We start from the raw sequence: 21,356 nt of genomic DNA on the forward strand, positions 1-21,356 counted from the left end.
ACAACTAGGGCGGTTTAACATGAAGATATCACCATTACATGCATTTTTTGGATGTTTATTTTTCCCATGTTCTGCTACTGCTCAGTCGTGGGAAAATGAATGTATTAGTTATTACCAATTACAGTTGCCGGATAATCTTGAGGTGGCTTTATATCCAGTGAATTTAATTATCACCCCGCGTAAAGATCCTGCCTGGACAAAGAATGACCCTGGCTATCGTTATCTATTTCCAAAAATATCTTTTGGTGAAGATATTTACCAGAACAACAATGACAGGACTCAGGCACAATTCTCTGAATTTTCTTATGATAATTATGACATAAACATTTCATCTGAAAACGAATCAATTGATATATTGAAAGTTGAAGAGGGATTGAAAGACAGAATTGATGTTTATATGCAGGACTACTGGAATAGAAGAGATGACCGACTATCAATGAATCTTTCCGTCTTGTCAAAAGAATTAGTTAAACAATCGATGGCATATCATATAGATAATTATGATAATGCATTTTCAGCCTCAGATTCTAATAAGTATTCGCTATTCATAAACCAAAACAATCGACTGTATATTTTTAATAAATCCAATGAAGCACCATCACTGGATGAGCAATTGAAGAGAAGTAAACCCGAAGTCCTCTCACTACTAAACCGGTTCCGTCCTCGTAAACTCTTTGAAGTTCCTACTGAGCAGGGGTTCTGTTTACCCTATGGCTTTATTGCCGGGGACTCGGGGCACGAAAAGCGCAATATGGGTGTGACATACCGCCTGAAAGACCATCCGGATGTGACCATCTTTTTCCAGGATTTTGGGATAAATGGTGAAATACCGACAGACAAAGGTAGTGTGAAAGAAGCGATTACTCGTATGTGGAGCAGTCGTTATTTAATGGGGGCAAAGAAAAAAGAGTTACTTCCACCCAAATGGCAGAATATTAAAATGGATAGGCGTGAGGGGATGACCACCTTCGTTAAGGCAATTTACAGTAATGTTCCAGTATATGACTATGAAGGACATGTATCTGAATATCTTAATTATACTGACTATGGCTACTTGGCTTATATTAGAGGTGATAAAGAGGCCAGAAACATAGAGCCGGATTTATTACTCTATGTCTCACAAGATAGTGAGCAGGCGAAAGGCCGCCCACCCATGGATAAAAATGAACTGAAAAAAATGGCAGAGCACATTGTCAGTTCAGTAAAGCGAAGGTAAGCAGAAAGGCGAGATTGGAGGAGACTCATAACTCGTCTATTAGTGGTTGAGGAAACCTGAAACAGGTAATTTTAAGCAACGGTATATTCCTTAATTGGCCAGCCCTCACTGGCCAATCCCTATCAACCCCTACTTTTCCCCAGGCTAAACCGTGAATAAATCTCCTGAGCATTTGCCTGATAGGTTTGCTGTTTCGATGTTTTGACCACATCCTCCAGGTCTTTCGCTTTAGTCGTACTGGCTGGCGTGATAGGAATCGCTGTCTCGATACTCGCTGGTGAATACATTTCCCAGTTACCCGTTTTGACATCAATAACGGCATAGCGGGTCAAATAGCGTAGTGAACTAATTTGATTGTTATTATTAACAGGTTGATAGTCCTGCCACACAACAGAGTTAGCTTGTTTATCAAATATCCCCATCTGCAATGTTGGCCAGTAAACAATCACTGTGCTTTGTCTACCCCTTGCTCCGAAATAACGTAGAGTCAACATGTAACTGTTGGTGGCAGTGGAGGGTTCTTTATTTGTAGTGATTTTTTTGGAAGGTGAAATCCCAGAGAATGTCGCGACTTTGTAGTGTTTTTCCAGCTCTTTTTGCATGTCAGTATCAGGGGTTTTCTCTCCTGACTGCACCAAAATAATTGAAGCATTGCGTGGGATGCTTATTTCATCTTCTGCCTGGGCAATAGCGTCCTGGATATCCTCTTCTGTGATCTCCGCAGAAGGATCCCAACCGAAAAGTTCTTGCTCAGTTAATTGAGGTGATACCACGGGGCGTGGTTTATATGTCGATTTTTGAGCATCAATGAATTTTCCTTGTTGACCGCACCCAGTTAGCGACAGGCAAAAAATAGCAGACGTGATTCCAACAATGATCTTTTTAGTTTCCATTCTAATCATGCACCTTATCAGCAGCTTGCAATGGTTCGGGCTAACTGAAAATAATAAGGTACAGAAGGGGAAATGGCTCTTTGATAACGTGTCGGATTTCGTACTAATTAATTTGAAAAGGCCTGAGTCTGCAACAACTCAGGCCTTTATCGTGTGCAAGATTACTCTTTTGAAACCGCAACCTGCCCATTAAAGTCAGCAACTTCATTCACTTTCTCGGCACGAGCCAGCCAGCGGTAGCAACCTGCGCTCATGAATGCGCCGATAAACCAGCTAAAGTTTGCCACTTCATGAAGTGAAGGAGTAAAGCTAATTGTCAGACAAACTGCGACGGATGGCACCAGAGCAAGAATCGCTTTTGGGTTGAAGCCCCCTTTGTACCAGTAGCGTCCTTTAGGAGTGGCATCAAACAGATCGTCGACATAAATTTTGCTGCGTTTGATGATGTAGAAATCAGTCAGCAAAATCCCGAACAGCGGCCCAATAAACGATCCCAGCACGTCCAGCGTGTAGTGAATGAGTTCAGGGGACTGGAACAGGTTCCACGGCGTCAGTAATACAGAGCCCACGGCCGCAATCATCCCGCCTGTGCGGAAGCTAATCTTCTGCGGTGAGCAGTTCGAGAAGTCGAAAGCGGGTGATACGAAGTTCGCGACGATATTAATGCCGATAGTGGCGGTAATCATGGTCAGCAAACCAATTGCCATCGCGAGGCTGTTGCCAACATGACTGACTGTTTCGATTGGGTCTGTAATCATTTTTCCAAACAGCGATTGCGTGCCGGAAACGATAACCACGGTCACAATCGAGAACAGCAGGAAGTTGAACGGAAGTCCCCAGCGGTTGCCACGGCGGATCTCTTTCATGCTTTTACCGTAGCGCGAGAAGTCACCGAAGTTCAGTAACGGGCCGGAGAAGTATGAAACCACCAGTGCAGTTGCGGTCAGCATTTGCCATGCTTGTTCGCCAGAAGTGAGTTGTTTACTGGCAAGAGTAAACGAAATTCCATCAAATCCTGTTTGATACAAAATCCAGCCAGCCAGGGCCATCATCACCACATAAACCGCAGGTCCGGCGATATCAATGAAGCGTTTAATCGCATTCATGCCATGCCAGAACACCATCGCCTGTAGCACCCACATGATGCCAAAGCAGACCCACCCGAGATGCGAAAGACCGAGAAAGTGCCCGGTGGTCATTGGCGCAAGTGACGGCCAGAACTTGAGCATAACGAGCATCAGGGCGTTGGCCGCCAGCCAGGTCTGAATGCCGTACCAGGCGAATGCGATAAGACCGCGAATCACAGCCGGAATATTGGCCCCAAATACGCCAAATGCCTGGCGGCAAATGACGGCATAAGGCACACCCGCCATCTGGCTTGGTTTAGCGACCAGGTTTGCACACAGTTGCACGATGCAAATTCCGACCAACAGGCAAAGCAAAACCTGCCAACTCGCCAGCCCTAAAGTGAAGAAACTGGCTGCGACCACATAGCCGCCCATACTGTGCACGTCGGACATCCAGAAAGAAAAAATATTGTACCAGGACCATGTCTGGTTGCGTGTCGGCGCCAGATCATCATTACACAGGCGCGGGCTGTACCCGGCATTGGCGCTATCGGTCAAAACTGATGACGTGTTTTCATTGTTTGGCATGAAATCTGCTCCTTTAAAAACAGATGCTGACGGAATGTCTGCAACTTTCGTTGCATTAACCGGGCCAGGTTTCATGTTTTGTGGAACAAATGGATTATTCAGGCTTTTTGGTGCATTAATAAGGCCGCGCGGTTAATCGCTGCGCTTTGCCATGGTGCAATTGAACATTTTGTTGCCCGGATCTGGTGCTAAACCCCGGGAAAAATACAGAGGACTCAATATGACGAAACATTTGATCCAGGTGATCAACCCAAATACTAATGTTGCGATGACACACACCATCGCGCAGGCGGCGCGAAGCGTTGCTGCACCTTCCAGCGAAATTATTGCCGTTTGCCCAACGCAAGGTGTGGAATCTATTGAAGGGCATTTTGATGAAGCCATTGCCGCCATTGGTGTGCTTGAGCAAATCAAGCGCGGCAAGGAGCAGGGAGTGAGCGGCCATGTTATTGCCTGTTTTGGCGATCCGGGTTTGCTGGCCGCGCGTGAACTCGCCAGTGGGCCGGTTATCGGCATCGCAGAAGCGGCAATGCACGCTGCAACGATGGTTGCGACACGTTTCTCCATTGTGACCACCTTGCCGCGCACCGTGATTATTGCGCGTCATTTATTACGCCAGTATGGCTTCGAGCACCACTGCGCGGCGTTGCATGCGATTGATCTCCCGGTGCTGGCTTTGGAAGATGGCACGGGTCTTGCTCAGACGAAGGTACGCGAGCGTTGTATACAAGCCATGAAAGAAGATAACAGCGGAGCTATTGTGCTCGGTTGTGGCGGGATGGCTAATCTTGCGCGGGAACTGACTGCTGAGTTGGGTATTCCCGTAATTGATGGCGTCACGGCTGCGGTGAAAATGGTCGAATCCCTCATCGCACTTGGCCTTGGAACCAGTAAACACGGTGATCTCGCGTATCCGAATAAAAAGCCGTTATCCGGCTGTTTTGACATGCTGAGTTGATTTTCTGGCTCGGCTCATAAGGACCGAACCATGAATGAAGCACCAAAAAATAAAAACTATCACTTTACCGAGAACTACCCGCGCGACATGAAAGGTTATGCGGGTAAGCCGCCACACGCGCAGTGGCCGAATAACGCCCGAGTTGCCGTGCAATTTGTCCTCAATTTTGAAGAGGGTGGTGAAAACCACGTACTGCACGGCGATGCCGGTTCCGAGCAATTTCTTTCGGATATTATCGGCGCCGCGAGTTTTCCCGACCGCCATATGTCGATGGACTCACTCTATGAATATGGCTCGCGCGCCGGGTTCTGGCGCATCCACAATGAATTCCAGAAACGCGGCCTCACCATGAGTATTTTTGGTGTCGCAATGGCTCTGGCGCGAAACCCTGAAATCGTCGCCGCAATAAAAGCCGCTGATTATGACGTGGTGAGCCATGGCTGGCGCTGGATCCACTATCAAAACCTCGACGAAGCCACAGAGCGTCAGCACATGCACCAGGCGATAGAAATCCTCGAAGATTTGTTCGGCAACAAACCGCTGGGTTGGTACACCGGGCGCGACAGCCCTAATACGCGTCGTCTGGTGGCGGAGAATGGCGGTTTTCTTTATGACAGCGATTATTACGGCGATGATTTGCCATTCTGGAGCAAAGTCACCTGTAGCGACGGCAGCGTAAAACCTCATCTGGTGGTGCCGTATACTCTCGATGCTAACGACATGCGCTTCGCCACCGCGCAGGGTTTTAACACCGCCGAGCAGTTTTATACCTATCTTAAAGACAGTTTTGATGTGTTGTATGAGGAAGGGGAAACCGAGCCGAAAATGATGTCGATTGGTATGCATTGCCGCTTGTTGGGGCGCCCTGGTCGCTTCAAAGCGCTACAACGTTTTCTGGATTATGTGCAGCAACATGACGATGTGTGGATTTGCCGTCGTCAGGATATTGCCGAGCATTGGGTGAAGACGCATCCATTTAAGGAATGACTTGAGTGGCGGGTGCATTGACCCGCCATTCTCTTTAACTCATCAAGCTGACATGGGCTGCCACAATACGCCAGCCATAAGGGAATTTGACCCAGGTCTGCATCTGGCGGCCAATTTTATCGCAACCTTCGCGGGTAAATTCGGTACTGGCAACGGCCATATCATCGCCGTAGGTGGTGATCGTTGTGTTCTGTAAAAGCCGCTCTAACCCCTGTGATGAACGGGTATTTCGGAACGCTCTGATCTCATCGATCCCGTACAGGTTTTCACTGGCTCCGTAGCGCACGGTGCGCGGATCGGACCAGAATAACTCATCCAACACTGCAACATCGTTGCTGATCAACGCCTGTTCGTAGCGGTAAAAAGCGGCACTCACCTCATTGACGATTGCCGGGCGATCAATATTATCTCGCATCATAGTATTTACCTTACCTGGTGATTTTCCCTGCCAGCATACCCTGTATTTCAAGCCGATGGGCGGCTCTCAGGCAGATATCTTCTCGCCAGGGCGGCGCAATGAGCTGCACGCCAATAGGAGTGCCACTTGCGGTCATTAACGGCACCGTCACCACTGGTAAGCCGAGGAAAGAAATTGGCTGTGTCAGCATTCCCATGCTGGCTTTTACAGGAAGGTCTGTGCCGTTGATTCGCATGGTCTGCTGGCCGATAAGTGTTGCGCTGCATGGCGTAGCCGGGGCAATCAACACATCAAAATCGTCAAATATCGGTAGCATCTTATCGCGAAACCAGGTGCGGAAACGTTGCGCCTGCGTGTACCAGGCGGATGGCGTCATTGCGCCTGCCAATAAACGTTCGCGAGAATTAATCTCAAAACGTTCGGCCTGTTCGCGTAGTGCGGGAAGATAATGATTTCCTCCTTCAGCGGCAGAGAGTAAAAATGCCGCGGAGCGTGCTAATTCGGCTTGTGGCAGCGTGATGCATTCCAGCGCCTCGAGCGTGTGAGCCACTTGCGTCACGGCATTTTTGGCATCCACATCGCACCACTCCTCAAAAAAACCGCCGAGCACCGCGCAACGTAAATGTGTGGCTTGCTCTAGTTGATTGGCGACGGGTTCCATGCTTCGTGCAGACTGGAAATGATCGGCAGGATCAATACCCTGGAGCGCATCATATACCTGCGCCAGATCGTCCACGCTGCGTGCAAGGGGGCCGATATGATCGAGGCTGGCAACAAAAGGCTGGCTGCCGCTGCGTGAAAGACGCCCGAAGGTCGGCTTCAGGCCAAACACGCCGCACAGCGAAGCCGGGACGCGAATCGAGCCGTTGGTGTCGGTTCCAAGCGTAAAATTTACCATTCCAGCCGCGACGGCAGCGGCAGAACCGCCGGATGATCCCCCCGCAATGCGGGCAAAATCATGTGGATTTCGGGTCGCGCCGTAATGGCTATTTTCCGTGGTAAAACCGTAGGCGTAGGCATCCATATTCAGCGCGCCAGAAAGCATGGCTCCGGCGGCGCTTAATTGTTTGATGGCGAAGGCATCCACACTGGCAGGAGGTTGTGTGCTAAAAAGCTCGGCACCGGCAAGAGTTGTCACACCTTTAATATCAAAAAGGTTTTTTACCGCATAAGGCACGCCAGCTAACGGTGGCAGCGTTTCCCCGCGGGCGCGACGTTCGTCAATGTTCGCTGCTTCTTGCAGTAAACGCGGGGCGGTTATTTCAGTGAAAGCGTTAATATCAGGATTCGATTGCTCTATTTTTGCAAGCGTAAGGCGCGCCAGTTCCTGGGCTGAAAACTCACCGCTTGCTAATCCTTGCTGAATATCGCGAATGGAAAGCGCGTTCATAGTTTATAAACCCCCGCGACTTCCTGGCGTTCAGGCAAGGGAAAATCCATTAACGGCTCTGCCAGTTTCTCCATGCGAGTCAATTGCACTTCAAGTTCCTGGCGGCGTGGCTCATCAACGGGAACGTCGAGCAGTTGCTCCATGACTTTGATGTACGCGGGCCAGTCGATAGAATTTAATAGCATTTTGTTCTCCTTAGAATCCTGTGGCGCTGCCGTTACTGCGTGGGTCATATGCGCCTTCAAGCATGCCATTGATGTGGCGCACAATGGCTCCGGCGTGGCCGACGGCCTCACTAAAATCAGGCAACGCTTCCACGTCATGTCCCAATTCGCGTAGTGCTTTGAACGTTTCCGGGCTGTATCGGCCTTCTAATTTCAGGCTGTCGGAGGCTTGCCCCCAGGTTCTGCCTAATAACCAGCGTGGCGCGGTCACGGCTTCTTGTAATGGCATCCCCTGAATAACGTGGCGGGTAAAAATGGCGGCCTGAGTCTGCGGTTGCCCATCGCCGCCCATTGAGCCATAAACCATCGTGCGCCCGTCAGCCAGCCGTGCGGCGGCTGGGTTCAGCGTGTGGAACGGCTGTTTCCCAGGAGCCAGACTCAGCAAGCTTTCAGGTTGGAGGCTGAACGCCGCGCCGCGGTTTTGCCACAAAATGCCGCTTTTTGGCAGCACAACGCCGCTGCCAAACTCGTGATAAATGCTCTGAATAAATGACACCGCCAGTCCGCTGCTATCAATCACACCCATCCACACCGTGTCGCCTGGGCCTTTGCCGGTTCCCCATTCTGCGGCTTTATTGTCGTCAATTTCTGCGGCCAGTGCGGCAAGGGGTTCTGGCTCGAGCAGGCTTTGGATTGAGGTGGTAATGTGGCGAGGATCGGTAATGTATTTGTCTCGCAGAGCAAAGGCTTTTTTGGTCGCTTCAACGATGCGATGAACGGTTTGAGTTTCATCGGCTTGCGCCATATCCAGATTCTCGGTGATCCCAAGGATTGCCAACGACACCAGGCCCTGAGTCGGTGGCGTCATATTATAAACATCACCCAACTCATGGCTCAGATGCAGCGGAATGCGGCGTTTCGCACGTTGGGCGGCGAGATCTTGTAATGTGATGGGCATGCCTAAATCAGCAAGTTCTTTGGTAATCAGCGCGGCTAACGGGCCGCGATAAAAACTATCGAGTCCTTCAACGGTCAGGCGCGTCAATGTTTCAGCCAGGCGGGGTTGAGTGAAACGGCTACCTGCGCGCGGAATTTCACCCCGGTCCAAAAACGTCTCGGCAAACCCCGCGATATTGACCAGTTCGTCATATTTGCTGTGCGTCGCCTGCGCCTGGGATTGCGTGACCGGAATACCATCTGCCGCATAGCGAATGGCGTCGGCCAGTAAACGCGAAAGCGGTAATTGCCCGCCCCCAAGTTGTGCCGCAATCTTCAGCGCTTCATCCCAGCCGCTAAGGGTTCCAGGAACGGTCAGCGCCGCTTTGGGGCCACGATGCGGGATTGAGGAAGCGCCTGCATAAAATTCTAAAGATGCGAGAGAACCCGCAGCACCGCTGGCATCAATCGCAATCGGTTCGCCCTCTGGCGGAACAATCAGCCAGAAACCGTCACCGCCAATACCATTCATATGGGGATAAACAACGGCAATGGTTGCCGCTGCAGCCACCATCGCTTCGATAGCGTCACCACCATGGCGCAGCACGGATAACGCAGTTTCACTGGCTAAATGATGTGGAGTGACCGCCATACCGGAAGGAGCCATATTGCTTTGCATCATCGTTTTATCTCTCAGAATGGAAGCTCAGGGATCTCTCTAGCAAGAGATGTTCCAGGTTGACTCTGTTCGTTTCACTGTGCCAGGCTCGAGTGAAACAAAAGTTACAGAGGTCATAATGAAACAATTAGATGAGCGCTTAAGGGCGACATATGAACAGCTTTCCCCACAAGAACAGCGAGTTGCTGCATTTATTGTCGATCATTTTGATGACCTGATTAGCTACAACAGCGCCGAGTTAGCCCGCCTGTCAGGGGTATCCAAAGCGACGGTTAGCCGCTTATTCAAACGTCTTGGCTATGACCGCTACAAAGATATGCGCGAAGAGTTGCGTAACCTACGCCAGAGCGGGATGCCGCTCACCGAAAATCGCGATGCGGTACAGGGTAACACTTTACTTGCGCGTCATTACAAGCAGGAAATGGCCAATCTAACGCAGTGGGTTAGCCTGCTCGACACGCAGCAATTTGCCGACGTAGTCACAGCTCTCACGACGGCAAAACGTATTTTTATTATTGGGTTAAGAAACTCATGGCCGGTTGCGATGCACTTGCGCCAGCAGCTATTGCAGGTTCGTAGTGACGTCTGGCTATTGCCGCAGCCAGGGCAGACGCTGGCCGAAGAGGTGGTGGATATCAGTGAACAAGATTGTGTTATCGCCATCGCGTTTCGTCGACGCCCGCGCATTATCAAACCGCTGCTGGCAAATTTGCATCAACGCCAGGTGCCGCTGCTGGTGATGAGCGAAGCGCAGGGATCAGGCCTCACACCTTATTGCCGCTGGCATTTTGCCGCGCCGCTCGACAGTGTTTCGGCCTTTGATAGCTACAGCAGTGCGATGAGTCTGGTGAATCTATTATCCAACGCTGTACTCCACGAAGCGTTAACCACAGGCCGTCAGCGTATTCACCATATTGCTGAATTGTATTCTGAGTTTGATGAACTGGAACAACGTTAATGCACTTTAGTGGTGCGTTTGCACGCATCATGGGAACCATTCTGGTTCAGAGATGAAGAGTCAGTGAACGGGTTTTGTAGGGTGGATAAGTGGCAGCGTCATCCACCATTTTCGCCGCTTTTGTCGGATGACGCTGCTGCTTATCCGACCTACGAAGAGGTATGTCATCTGTCTCGTTTTCTTCTTTGTCTTTCGCGAAAATTGGTGGCACATTAGTTGCAGAATATTTTAATTAAGAATCTTTTGTTTCACGCAGAATAAAAGGAAATACCATGTTTGATATTCAGCACTTCTCACAAATCAATCCACCGCATCGCTTGTTAATGGGGCCGGGGCCAATCAATGCAGATCCCCGCGTATTACGCGCGATGGCGAGTCAGTTGATTGGGCAGTATGACCCGGTTATGACCGGTTATATGAACGAAGTGATGGTGCTGTATCGCGAACTTTTCCGCACGCAAAACCGCTGGACGATGCTGGTGGATGGGACTTCCCGCTCCGGTATCGAAGCGATTTTGCTGTCTGCCATTCGTCCCGGTGACAAAGTCCTGGTCCCGGTGTTTGGGCGCTTCGGCCATCTGCTGTGTGAAATTGCCCGTCGTTGTCGCGCAGAAGTTCACACCATAGAAGTGCCGTGGGGTGAGGTTTTCACGCCCGACCAAATCGAAGATGCTATTAAAACGGTGAAACCGCGTTTGCTGCTAACCGTTCAGGGCGACACGTCTACCACCATGCTACAACCGCTGGAAGAATTGGGTGACATCTGCCGTCGCCACGGCGTGTTGTTTTATACCGATGCCACAGCTTCATTTGGCGGCAACAAACTGGAAACCGACACCTGGGGTTTAGATGCGGTTTCTGCCGGTTTGCAAAAATGCCTCGGCGGCCCGTCGGGCAGCTCACCGATAACCTTGAGTGCGCAAATGGAAGAGGTTATTCGCCGTCGCAAATGTGTTGAAGAAGGGATCCGAACCACAGCCCATCAGGATGGCGATGACGAAATGATCTACTCGAATTATTTCGATCTCGGCATGGTGATGGATTACTGGGGACCGGAGCGACTCAACCACCATACTGAAGCCACCAGCATGTTGTTCGCCGCCCGGGAGTGCGCACGCATTATTCTCGAAGAGGGGCTGGACGTGGGCATCGCGCGCCACGAATTGCATGGCCGTGCGCTGGTGGCCGGAATTCAGGGCATGGGGCTGGAAACTTTCGGCAATCTACAACACAAAATGAACAACGTACTTGGCGTTGCGATCCCGTCCGCTGTTCACGGTGAAGAGGTGCGCAAAATGCTGCTCGAAGATTTCCATATCGAAATTGGCACCTCATTTGGCCCGCTACAAGGCAAAATCTGGCGCATCGGCACCATGGGCTATAACGCGCGTAAAGATTGCGTACTGCAAACCCTAACGGCGCTTGAAGCGGTGCTTAACCGCCTCGGTTTTAAATCGACGCAAGGGGCTGCAATGCAGGCCGCGTGGGATGTTTATGCGCAGGAAAGTCGCTGATGGTTAAACATGTCATGAACGCCATGCAGGCGAGTTTTGCCGCTCGCCGAATTATGCAGCGAGCAGATGAACTGGCGCAGGTTAGCGAAACGCCGGAACAACTTACTCGAGTCTATCTTTCACCTGAGCATCTGCGCGCCAATTATCTGGTGGCAAGCTGGATGGAACAGGTGGGAATGACCACCTGGCAAGATGCGGCGGGCAACATTTGCGGACGCTATGAAGGCGCAAGAGAAGGCGCTCAGGCTGTTTTACTTGGCTCACATCTTGATACCGTACGCAATGCCGGGCGTTACGATGGCATGTTGGGTGTCTTAACCGCGCTGGAAGTTGTCGCTTTTCTCCATGAACATAATCTTCAATTAGAGCAGGCGATTGAAATCGTTGGCTTTGGGGATGAAGAAGGTACGCGTTTTGGCATCACATTATTAGGCAGTCGTGGCGTGACCGGGACGTGGCCGGATAACTGGCTGGCGTGTGAAGATGCCGCAGGTATCAGCGTTGGGCAAGCACTGGTGAATGCCGGTTTTGACCCTTCGCGTATTCAGAGTGCGGCGCGTGGCGCGGAAGAGTTCAGTGCTTATCTGGAACTGCATATCGAACAAGGGCCGGTGCTGGAGCGCGAAAATCTGGCGCTCGGCGTGGTGACTGCCATAAACGGCGCTCGTCGTCTGAAATGCCGCTTTGTTGGCGAAGCAGGGCATGCAGGTACGGTGCCGATGACCATTCGTAAAGATGCGCTAGCAGCCGCCGCGAATTGGATGACTTACATCGAAAGCACGACTGCCAGTTACGCCCCAGATATTGTTGCGACTGTCGGCTCGCTGCAATGTTTACCGGGCGCGGCGAATGTGATTCCGGGGGAAGTCCTGCTCACGCTGGATATCCGCAGTCCGCGAGATTCAGATATCGAAGCGCTGCTTGAAAAACTCTTAAGCGAAGCGCTGCAAATCGCCGCTCAACGAGGTGTGGCGTTCGACTCTGAAATCTATTATTCGATTCCCGCCACGCCATGTGACGCGAGTTTGCAGCGCCAGTTAACATCAGCCATCACTTCGGTGCAGGGGCGTAGTTTATCGCTGCCAAGTGGCGCAGGGCATGATGCGATTGCCATCGCTGAACTCTGGCCGGTGGGCATGATGTTTGTGCGTTGCGATCGTGGGATTAGCCACCATCCGGCAGAATCTGTCACTGAGGCTGATGTGATGCAAGCGGTGCAGGCATATACACAAACGGTGGTGAATTTGGCTTCAATGAATCCACTGGCAGAGTTTAACCATGCAACGGAAAGCGAAGCGCTAAGCCTGATAACACCCTGTGTTGCGATACCCGCATGGGTTGAAAATCTGGTTGCCGCCCGGCCTTATGCGACCGTCAATGTGTTGCAGCATTATGCCTCGCAACTGACACTGGATTGGGGGCGCAATGAACTGAACCAGGCGCTTAGCGCGCATCCACGGATTGGTGAAAAAGCGCAGGGCAGCAGCAAAGAGGCGGCGTTGTCAAAAGGTGAACAGTCTGCTGTCGATACGCAAAACAGCGCGTTAACGCTCGCGCTGGCGCAGGGGAATGCTGATTATGAAGCGCGGTTTGGACGAGTATTTCTTATTCGAGCCAAAGGGCGCAGTGGCGAAGACATTCTCGGGGAGCTTAAGCGTCGCCTGAATAATTCGCCAGCCGAGGAAGAAGCTGAAGCGCTGGAGCAATTACGCCAAATCACGTTGTTACGCCTGGAAGGAGTGTTTGCATCATGAGCCAGTTGAGTACACATGTTCTTGATACTGCGCTCGGGAAACCGGCGACAGGTGTGGCGGTTTGCCTTGAACAGCAGCTTGGTGACACCTGGGAAACGGTGGCGCAGGGGGTCACTGACTCTGACGGGCGGCTGAAAGATTTCACACCTGCGGCATTGGCGGCGGGGCGGTATCGTCTGACGGCAGAAATCGGGCTTTATTTTGCCGCAACACACAGAGAAACACTGTATCCCACCGCGCAAATTGATTTTGTGATACCGCAAAACGGCGGGCACTATCACCTGCCGTTTTTGATTTCCCCGTGGTCGTGGTCGACCTATCGGGGAAGTTGATTACAAACTGAAGGGATCGGCATCCTGCCAGGCGGGGAATTTCTCGCGATATTCCTGTAATGCAATCAATGACAAATCGGCATCGAGGCGCATCGCCTGATGGGCTTCGCCATTCGCCAGGATTTCACCCTGTGGGTTAATAATTTTGCTGTCGCCACGGTAATGATGCCCGTTACCGTCGGTGCCGACGCGGTTGCAGCCTGCGACATACGCCTGGTTTTCAATGGCTCGAGCGACCAGCAGGCTTTGCCAGTGCAAGGAACGCGGTGCAGGCCAATTCGCAACGTATAGCGCCAAATCGTAATCGTTGCGGTTGCGCGAAAACACCGGGAAGCGTAAGTCGTAACACACCTGCGGCAGAATGCGCCAGCCACGCCATTCAACGATCACTCGTTCATTGCCTGCCTGATAATGATGATGTTCATCCGCCATGCGGAACAGATGACGTTTATCGTAGAAATGAACTTTGCCATCTGGCTGTACCAGCAAGAACCGGTTTACCGGCCCGCGATCGGTCTGGAGTGCGGCACTTCCGGCTATCATGGCCTGAGTTTGCTGGGCTTTAAACTGCATCCAGTCAATCACTTCTTCTTCAGCAAGCGATTGAATGGCGGCTTCCATCGCGAAACCGGTGGTGAACATTTCCGGCAAGACAATCAGATCGCGGCCATGAATAGCGTCCAACTGTACATCGAAATGGCGCAAGTTTGCCGCGCCGTCCATCCAGACCAGCGGTTGTTGTAGAACGGTAATTTTCAAACCAGACACAATCGGAAGCCTCGTGATAAGCAGTGTTCCATTCACTTTAGCATGAGTTCGCTGGCTTTTGTTGGGCAATAAAAAACCCCGCGAGCGGGGTTTTTAGAGCATAACTTGCTTATGCAGCTTCAATCTTACGATGCTTTTCCGGCACCTTTACTGGCATGGTTGCCAGCTCCTCCGGTTCAAACTCATCGACGTTGATACTGCGCAGACGGCTTGCTTCAGCTTTGGTCAAAATCGCCGCTTCTTCTGCGTTGATTTTCCCTTCAGCCAGCCACTGTTTCGCTTGCTCATCAAGTCGAGTGAACGACAGGTTACGCCCGGTTTCTTTGCAGATGCGCAGATGAATTGGCTCGGCGGCCATAACATCCATCAATGCTTCTTCCAACAGGCCCGCAGGGTTGAACTCGCTTGGCGTCAGATACTGACCACGGCCAATGCGTGAACGAGTCGCTGATGGGATCTGCATGATCTTCGCCAGTTTATGATCCAGCTTGTCTGATGGCGCGTCGTAGCGGCGGCCCAGCGGGAAGATCACCACACGTAACATGCCAGCCACAAACGCATTCGGGAAGTTACGCAGCAGGTCGTCAATCGCCTGTTCAGCCTGATACAGCGCATCCTGAACGCCCCAGTGAACCAGGGGTAAATCGGCTTCGTTACGACCTTCGTCGTCGTAGCGTTTCAGCACCGAAGACGCCAGGTACAGCTGGCTCAGAATGTCACCCAGACGCGCAGAGATACGTTCGCGACGCTTGAGACTGCCACCCAGAACCGCCATGGAAACGTCTGACAGCAATGCCAGGTTGGCGCTCAGGCGGTTCATATATTGGTAGTAACGTTTGGTTGAATCTTTGGTCGGTGTGGCGCTGGTCAAACCGTTGGTCAGACCGAGCCACAGGCTGCGCATTTTGTTGCTGCCGACGTGGCCGATATGCTTGAACAGCAGCTTATCAAAGGCGTTAACGTCATTGTTTTGCGCCGCATTCATTTCGTCGAGAACATACGGATGGCAACGAATAGCGCCCTGGCCGAAGATAATCATGCTGCGGGTCAGGATATTTGCGCCTTCAACGGTGATAGCAATTGGTGCACCCTGATACGCTCGCGCCACAAAGTTAGAATTACCCAGCATAATGCCTTTACCACCGACAATATCCATCGCATCCAGAATGGCGCGCTGGCCGCGGTGGGTACAGTGGTACTTCACGATGGCGGACAGAACAGCGGGTTTTTCGCCAAGCATAATCCCGTAAGTCACCAGTGATGCAGCTGCGTCCATTACATAAGCGTTACCGGCAATACGCGCCAGTGGTTCTTCAATCCCTTCCATTTTACCGATAGAGATTCTGAACTGACGACGGATATGAGCATAAGCGCCCGTAGCCATTGCGACAGATTTCAAACCACCGGTTGCGTTCGATGGCAGGGTAATACCACGACCAACTGACAGACATTCCACCAGCATACGCCAGCCCTGACCGGCCATTTTCGGGCCACCGATGATGTAATCAATCGGGACGAAAATATCTTTACCGCGAGTTGGGCCGTTCTGGAATGGTACGTTAAGCGGGAAGTGGCGTTTGCCGATTTCCACACCCGGCGTGTGTGTTGGGATCAACGCACAGGTAATACCGAGATCTTCTTCATCGCCCAGCAGTTTATCCGGGTCAGACAGTTTGAATGCCAGACCTAAAACGGTAGCGATTGGTGCCAGCGTTATGTAGCGCTTGTTCCAGGTCAGACGCATCCCAAGAACTTGCTGGCCCTGCCATTCGCCCATACACACGACGCCAGTATCAGGAATCGCACCCGCATCGGAGCCTGCTTCAGGACTTGTCAGAGCAAAGCATGGGATCTCTTGCCCACGAGCCAGGCGCGGCAGGTAATGATCTTTCTGTTCTTCTGTACCGTAATGTTGCAGCAATTCGCCTGGGCCTAATGAGTTAGGCACACCGACGGTAATGGCCAGAATCCCGGAAACACCCGACAGCTTTTGCAACACACGAGCCTGAGCGTACGCAGAGAACTCCAGGCCGCCGTACTCTTTCTTGATGATCATCGCGAAGAAGCGATGCTCTTTTAAATAGGCCCACAGCTCTGGCGGCAAATCTGCCATTTCGTGTGTGATTTGGAAGTCATTTGCCAGGCGACAAGCTTCTTCAACCGGGCCGTCGATAAAGGCTTGTTCTTCTTCAGTCAGTTTTGGCTGCGGATAGTTGTGCAGCTTTTCCCAGTCTGGTTTACCGCGGAACAAATCACCTTCCCACCACGTTGTCCCCGCGTCGATAGCTTCTTTTTCAGTACGCGACATTGGCGGCATGACTTTGCGGAAGCTGCGGAATACCGGGGCGGAAATCAAAGATTTGCGAATCGGGGTGAAGACAAACGGCACCAGAATAATCGCCAGTGGAACCAGTACCCAGATAGACCAGATACCAGCAAAACCAAGCGCGGCTGTCCACGCCAGTAGAATTGCGCTACTGAGCAGCAAATTGACCTGGTGATAGAAAAGCACACCGAGGAGAACAACGGTTGCGACAATACTCAAAATCAACATAAAGGAAACTCCCTTGCTTGTAGGAGGTCTGACCACTTGGATGTATTGGTTTTAGTTCATGTGGTTTTTTTTAGCAATATATTCACAAAATAATTACAACTCAGCTCACATTGTTACCGCACAGAACAGCAAAAGCAGGAGGATATGGCGCTTCTCGCGCTATCCGGTAAACTGCTTGGGTTAATCAATCAAAAAATGCTGAAGGACATCCTCATGTACCAGGATCTTATTCGTAACGAATTGAATGAAGCGGCAGAAACGCTGGCTAACTTCCTGAAAGATGACGCTAACATTCACGCAATCCAGCGTGCAGCGGTGCTGTTGGCTGATAGCTTTAAAGCAGGCGGTAAAGTACTTTCTTGCGGTAACGGTGGCTCACATTGCGATGCAATGCACTTTGCTGAAGAACTGACAGGCCGTTATCGCGAAAACCGCCCGGGCTACCCGGCGATTGCGATTTCTGACGTGAGCCATATCTCTTGCGTCGGCAATGATTTTGGTTACGACCACATTTTCTCTCGTTACGTTGAAGCGGTTGGCCGTGATGGCGACGTGTTACTGGGCATCTCCACTTCGGGTAATTCCGGCAACGTCATCAAAGCGATTGAAGCCGCTCGCGCGAAAGGCATGAAAGTCATCACTCTGACCGGGAAAGACGGCGGCAAAATGGACGGTAGCGCCGATGTAGAAATTCGTGTGCCGCACTTTGGTTATGCTGACCGCATTCAGGAAATTCACATCAAAGTGATTCACATCCTGATCCAGCTTATCGAAAAAGAGATGGTTAAAGCTTAAGTTTTGCCTGAACTTGTATCCTCTCCCTCAGGGAGAGGATTAGGGTGAGGGTGGTTAAAAGTGGTGGGAGGTTAATATGTGCGAACTGCTCGGGATGAGCGCCAACGTACCAACGGATATTTGCTTTAGTTTTACCGGTTTGGTGCAGCGTGGCGGGGGAACGGGGCCGCATAAAGACGGCTGGGGCATTACCTTTTATGAAGGTAAGGGCTGTCGTACGTTCAAAGATCCGCAACCCAGCTTTAACTCACCCATCGCTAAATTAGTGCAGGATTACCCCATCAAATCTTGCTCTGTGGTCGCCCATATTCGCCAGGCGAACCGCGGAAAAGTCGCACTTGAAAATACGCACCCGTTTACCCGTGAGTTGTGGGGGCGCAACTGGACTTATGCGCACAACGGGCAGCTTAAAGGCCATCGTTCATTAGATACCGGCCCGTTTCGCCCGATTGGTGAAACCGACAGCGAACAAGCATTTTGTTGGCTGCTGCATAAGCTGACTCAACGCTATCCGCGAACCCCTGGCAACATGCAGGCGGTGTTTCGCTACATCACCGAGCTTGCGGTGCAATTGCGTGAGAAGGGCGTGTTCAATATGTTGCTGTCCGATGGGCGTTACGTGATGGCGTTCTGTTCCACCAATTTATACTGGATTACCCGACGGGCACCGTTTGGTGTGGCAAAACTGTTGGACCAGGATGTGGAAATTGATTTTCAGGAAGAGACCACACTGAACGATGTGGTCACTGTCATTGCGACACAACCCCTGACCGGAAATGAAACCTGGCACAAAATTGCGCCAGGTGAGTCGGAATTATTTTGTCTCGGAGAGCGTGTAGTTTGACGCCAGTTGCGGTTGTGTCGTTGGCACAACCGGCTGACTAATCACATAATTACCGCTAATGACCGAAACGCCCGGCGGCTGATGATTCGCCATGAAGTAGTCATAACCCGGCTTCAGTTGTTTCCAGAAATTGATGTAGTAAGAGTACTTGTGGCGTTGCATGTTCGCGTCTGTCATCCGGAACGGATAGATACTGACTTGTACACTTGGCTGGCCAAATACCAACGCGCCGGTCACAAACTGGAAAATCTCATCAATATTGGTGTCAGTCATGGCATAGCAGCCAACAGACACGCAAGCACCGTGAATCATCAAATACTGGCCTTGATAACCGTGTTGGCGATCAAACTCGTTCGGGAAGCCAATATTAATGGCTTTATAGAAACGGCTATCAGGTTTTAGCTGGCTACGGGTCACATTGTAGAAGCCTTCAGGACTCTTAAAATCACCCTGACGCTGTTTGGGACCTAACCCACCGGAATAGTTACAGATGCTATAGCTGTCGAGCAGTTGGAACTTTTCGCCCATCTTGACATATAGCTCTAGCGTGCGCTCTTCCTTAAATATTTGAATATAAACAGGAGAGCCCATGAGTTGTTGCTTGAATTCTTTGCTGACAGGCGTGGTTGACGAATTGCTGCTTAACAAGCTGGCAAACGAAAAGCACGGGATCAGAAGCATCGCAATAACGAGTGCGATCTTACGCATACTGCTTTATTCCTTGATAAAACTTATATCGAATGCCAGGACGGCAAAATAGGGACCCGAAATCAGATTACTCTGGATTAGGAGCGCTCACATTATCATCGTTATGATTTTTCGCAAGCCCAAAGCAGGGGATGCAAAGTTATAAATTTGGACTTTATACAATACTTTTGGAAAGGGGAAGGATTAGCTTTTTGCGTAACAGCTCCCATAGCTGCATATCTATGTGTTGTTTTGTGCCCCTTCCAGCCTCTAATGATGCTAAAATCCCCGCCGAATGTTGACCTGCGGATATGAACGGAAACTATCCATAAGTCAGTTGTCCCGGTTGTCCGGGCGGCTTATACCTCCCTCTCGCAATAGTGAATGGATGCGTTTCCTGTTTTCACCGCTTTATGTGTCGCATCGGTTGAACGTTAATTCAACCCATCCGTTGTCGGCTACAGTTTTTTGTCGGTATGTTTAAGCCAATTTTAAACGTGATAACCTTATGATAAAAATCAAAAAAGGTCTGGATTTGCCTATTGCCGGTTTGCCGGAACAGCAAATCTATGACGGCCCAGCGATACCTTTCGTGGCCCTGCTCGGTGAAGAGTATGTCGGCATGCGCCCCTCCATGCTGGTGCAGGAAGGCGACAAGGTATTGAAAGGCCAGCCTCTCTTCGAAGATAAAAAGAACCCAGGCGTTCTCTTTACCGCTCCTGCGAGTGGAACGGTATCAGCGATTAATCGTGGTGAGCGTCGAGTACTGCAATCTCTGGTTATTGAAGTCCAGGGTGACGAGCAAGTTGTTTTTGAGCGTTTTGCTCCTGAAAGCCTTGCCACACTGCCGCGTGAAACCGTCCAGGCGCAATTGCTGTCGTCTGGTTTATGGACTGCGCTGCGTACACGCCCGTTTAGCAAAACACCGCAACCAGCAACAGTTCCAGCCGCCATTTTTGTTACTGCCATTGATACCAACCCGCTGGCAGCGGACCCGCAGCCCATTATTCGTGCGCATCGCGAAATGTTTGATGCAGGCTTAACCGTATTGTCCCGACTGACCGATGGCAAAGTCCATGTCTGCCAGGCAGGCGGCGGTAAGCTGGGCGGTCATCCTGCCGGGCAAGTGACTTTTAATGAATTCGCAGGCCCGCATCCGGCAGGGTTAGTGGGTACACACATTCATTTCCTGGAGCCGGTCAGCCTGCAAAAAATGGTCTGGCATCTTAATTACCAGGATGTCATCGCCATCGGCAAATTGTTCGTGGAAGGCGATTTGTGGGCCGAGCGTGTTATCGCGCTTGCGGGGCCACAAGTGGAAAAGCCACGTCTGATTCGCACACGCCTTGGTGCTTCACTGGAAGTGCTGACGGCGGGTGAACTTGCCGAAGGTGAAAACCGCATTATTTCAGGTTCTGTTTTAAGCGGGACTATCGGGGCGGGGCCTCGCGCCTGGCTGGGGCGTTTCCATCTGCAAGTTACGGTTCTGAAAGAAGGTCGTGAAAAAGAACTGTTTGGATGGGTGATGCCGGGGGCCGATAAATATTCGATTACCCGCACCACTGTTGGCCACTTCCTGAAACGCAAACTGTTTAGCTTCTCGACAGATACCAATGGCGGTGAACGTTCCATGGTGCCCATTGGCAACTATGAGCGTGTTATGCCGCTGGATATTCTGCCGACGATGCTGTTGCGTGATTTGCTGGCAGGAGATACAGACAGCGCACAGGCGCTGGGGTGTCTTGAGCTGGATGAAGAAGATTTGGCGCTTTGTACCTATGTGTGCCCGGGTAAATATGAGTACGGCCCGGTACTACGCGAGGTATTAACCCGCATCGAGCAGGAAGGATAAGT

General features: G+C 51.1%; 19 protein-coding genes and 1 pseudogene. 11 read left to right on the plus strand and 9 right to left on the minus strand.

All coding sequences use genetic code 11. From position 1 onward, the window contains the following. The first annotated feature begins 19 nt into the window (after nt 1–19). Nucleotides 20–1,216, plus strand: coding sequence for a T6SS immunity protein Tli4 family protein (locus AC0IWZ_RS03355; protein ID WP_471678159.1), 1,197 nt, complete (start codon nt 20–22; stop codon nt 1,214–1,216). Between the two features lie 122 nt (nt 1,217–1,338). Here the strand turns inward: AC0IWZ_RS03355 and AC0IWZ_RS03360 are convergent, their stop codons facing one another. Next, nucleotides 1,339–2,109, minus strand: a complete 771-nt coding sequence (locus AC0IWZ_RS03360; protein ID WP_471678158.1) for a lipoprotein YafT — start codon at nt 2,107–2,109, stop codon at nt 1,339–1,341. Nucleotides 2,110–2,270: 161 nt separating this feature from the next. Continuing rightward, nucleotides 2,271–3,764, minus strand: a complete 1,494-nt coding sequence (locus tag AC0IWZ_RS03365) for an NCS1 family nucleobase:cation symporter-1 (RefSeq protein WP_410372413.1) — start codon at nt 3,762–3,764, stop codon at nt 2,271–2,273. Between the two features lie 220 nt (nt 3,765–3,984). Here AC0IWZ_RS03365 and hpxA point away from each other — a divergent pair, with 220 nt between their 5' ends. Further along, nucleotides 3,985–4,722 (plus strand): allantoin racemase, encoded by a 738-nt coding sequence (hpxA, locus tag AC0IWZ_RS03370; protein WP_410372412.1) that lies wholly within the window; start codon nt 3,985–3,987, stop codon nt 4,720–4,722. Between the two features lie 30 nt (nt 4,723–4,752). After that, nucleotides 4,753–5,709, plus strand: a complete 957-nt coding sequence (gene puuE / locus AC0IWZ_RS03375) for an allantoinase PuuE (RefSeq protein WP_471678157.1) — start codon at nt 4,753–4,755, stop codon at nt 5,707–5,709. A gap of 34 nt (nt 5,710–5,743) precedes the next feature. Here the strand turns inward: puuE and hpxZ are convergent, their stop codons facing one another. Genes hpxZ through AC0IWZ_RS03395 form a run of 4 tightly spaced genes read right to left on the minus strand, consistent with a single transcriptional unit; the run spans nt 5,744 to nt 9,299 of the window. After that, complete coding sequence (hpxZ, locus tag AC0IWZ_RS03380) at nt 5,744–6,127, minus strand: oxalurate catabolism protein HpxZ (protein WP_034493573.1); 384 nt, start codon at nt 6,125–6,127, stop codon at nt 5,744–5,746. 10 nt (nt 6,128–6,137) lie between these two features. Continuing rightward, nucleotides 6,138–7,517 carry an AtzE family amidohydrolase gene (locus AC0IWZ_RS03385; protein WP_471678156.1) on the minus strand — a complete coding sequence of 460 codons (1,380 nt, stop codon included), beginning with the start codon at nt 7,515–7,517 and terminating at the stop codon, nt 6,138–6,140. Continuing rightward, entirely contained in the window at nt 7,514–7,702 is a 189-nt protein-coding gene (hpxX, locus tag AC0IWZ_RS03390) for an oxalurate catabolism protein HpxX (protein ID WP_034493575.1), read from the minus strand. Before hpxX ends, AC0IWZ_RS03385 begins: the two co-directional genes overlap by 4 nt. Before the next feature lie 10 nt (nt 7,703–7,712). Further along, nucleotides 7,713–9,299 carry a gamma-glutamyltransferase family protein gene (locus AC0IWZ_RS03395; protein ID WP_471678155.1) on the minus strand — a complete coding sequence of 529 codons (1,587 nt, stop codon included), beginning with the start codon at nt 9,297–9,299 and terminating at the stop codon, nt 7,713–7,715. A 115-nt stretch (nt 9,300–9,414) separates the two neighbouring features. Here AC0IWZ_RS03395 and AC0IWZ_RS03400 point away from each other — a divergent pair, with 115 nt between their 5' ends. The 5 genes and pseudogenes from AC0IWZ_RS03400 (at nt 9,415) to uraH (ending at nt 13,854) form a co-directional block, all read left to right on the plus strand. Beyond that, nucleotides 9,415–10,254: a MurR/RpiR family transcriptional regulator gene (locus tag AC0IWZ_RS03400; RefSeq protein ID WP_410372408.1), complete on the plus strand. Its 840-nt coding sequence runs from the start codon at nt 9,415–9,417 to the stop codon at nt 10,252–10,254. Nucleotides 10,255–10,526: 272 nt separating this feature from the next. Continuing rightward, entirely contained in the window at nt 10,527–11,768 is a 1,242-nt protein-coding gene (locus AC0IWZ_RS03405; protein WP_471678154.1) for a pyridoxal-phosphate-dependent aminotransferase family protein, read from the plus strand. Further along, nucleotides 11,768–13,018 (plus strand): annotated as a pseudogene (gene hpxK / locus AC0IWZ_RS03410) (allantoate amidohydrolase); the annotation flags it as partial. The gene AC0IWZ_RS03405 and the pseudogene hpxK, both read left to right, overlap by 1 nt. Nucleotides 13,019–13,021: 3 nt before the next feature. Next, nucleotides 13,022–13,522, plus strand: a complete 501-nt coding sequence (uraD, locus tag AC0IWZ_RS03415; protein WP_471679091.1) for a 2-oxo-4-hydroxy-4-carboxy-5-ureidoimidazoline decarboxylase — start codon at nt 13,022–13,024, stop codon at nt 13,520–13,522. Then, complete coding sequence (gene uraH / locus AC0IWZ_RS03420) at nt 13,519–13,854, plus strand: hydroxyisourate hydrolase (protein ID WP_471678153.1); 336 nt, start codon at nt 13,519–13,521, stop codon at nt 13,852–13,854. Before uraD ends, uraH begins: the two co-directional genes overlap by 4 nt. Here uraH and AC0IWZ_RS03425 read toward each other — a convergent pair whose 3' ends face one another. Both AC0IWZ_RS03425 and fadE read right to left on the minus strand, forming a co-directional pair. Then, the gene (locus AC0IWZ_RS03425) at nt 13,855–14,622 is read right to left on the minus strand and encodes an amidohydrolase (RefSeq protein WP_034493581.1); all 768 of its coding nucleotides are present in this window, start codon (nt 14,620–14,622) and stop codon (nt 13,855–13,857) included. It lies immediately after the preceding gene. 109 nt (nt 14,623–14,731) lie between these two features. Continuing rightward, complete coding sequence (gene fadE, locus AC0IWZ_RS03430; protein WP_471678152.1) at nt 14,732–17,176, minus strand: acyl-CoA dehydrogenase FadE; 2,445 nt, start codon at nt 17,174–17,176, stop codon at nt 14,732–14,734. A gap of 213 nt (nt 17,177–17,389) precedes the next feature. Here fadE and lpcA point away from each other — a divergent pair, with 213 nt between their 5' ends. Together lpcA and AC0IWZ_RS03440 are read left to right on the plus strand one after the other, a co-directional pair. Then, nucleotides 17,390–17,971: a D-sedoheptulose 7-phosphate isomerase gene (gene lpcA, locus AC0IWZ_RS03435; RefSeq protein WP_034493624.1), complete on the plus strand. Its 582-nt coding sequence runs from the start codon at nt 17,390–17,392 to the stop codon at nt 17,969–17,971. 76 nt (nt 17,972–18,047) lie between these two features. Further along, complete coding sequence (locus AC0IWZ_RS03440; RefSeq protein WP_034493585.1) at nt 18,048–18,815, plus strand: class II glutamine amidotransferase; 768 nt, start codon at nt 18,048–18,050, stop codon at nt 18,813–18,815. Here AC0IWZ_RS03440 and dpaA read toward each other — a convergent pair. Beyond that, a complete protein-coding gene (gene dpaA, locus AC0IWZ_RS03445; RefSeq protein WP_034493586.1) occupies nt 18,786–19,523 on the minus strand; it encodes a peptidoglycan meso-diaminopimelic acid protein amidase in 738 nt (245 codons plus the stop codon). The two genes, AC0IWZ_RS03440 and dpaA, sit on opposite strands and share 30 nt — an antisense overlap. Nucleotides 19,524–20,010: 487 nt before the next feature. Between dpaA and AC0IWZ_RS03450 the strand changes: the two genes are divergently transcribed. Further along, nucleotides 20,011–21,354 carry a Na(+)-translocating NADH-quinone reductase subunit A gene (locus AC0IWZ_RS03450; protein WP_034493590.1) on the plus strand — a complete coding sequence of 448 codons (1,344 nt, stop codon included), beginning with the start codon at nt 20,011–20,013 and terminating at the stop codon, nt 21,352–21,354. Nucleotides 21,355–21,356 lie beyond the last annotated feature (2 nt).

This window comes from Buttiauxella sp. AC142 (genome assembly GCF_979253435.1).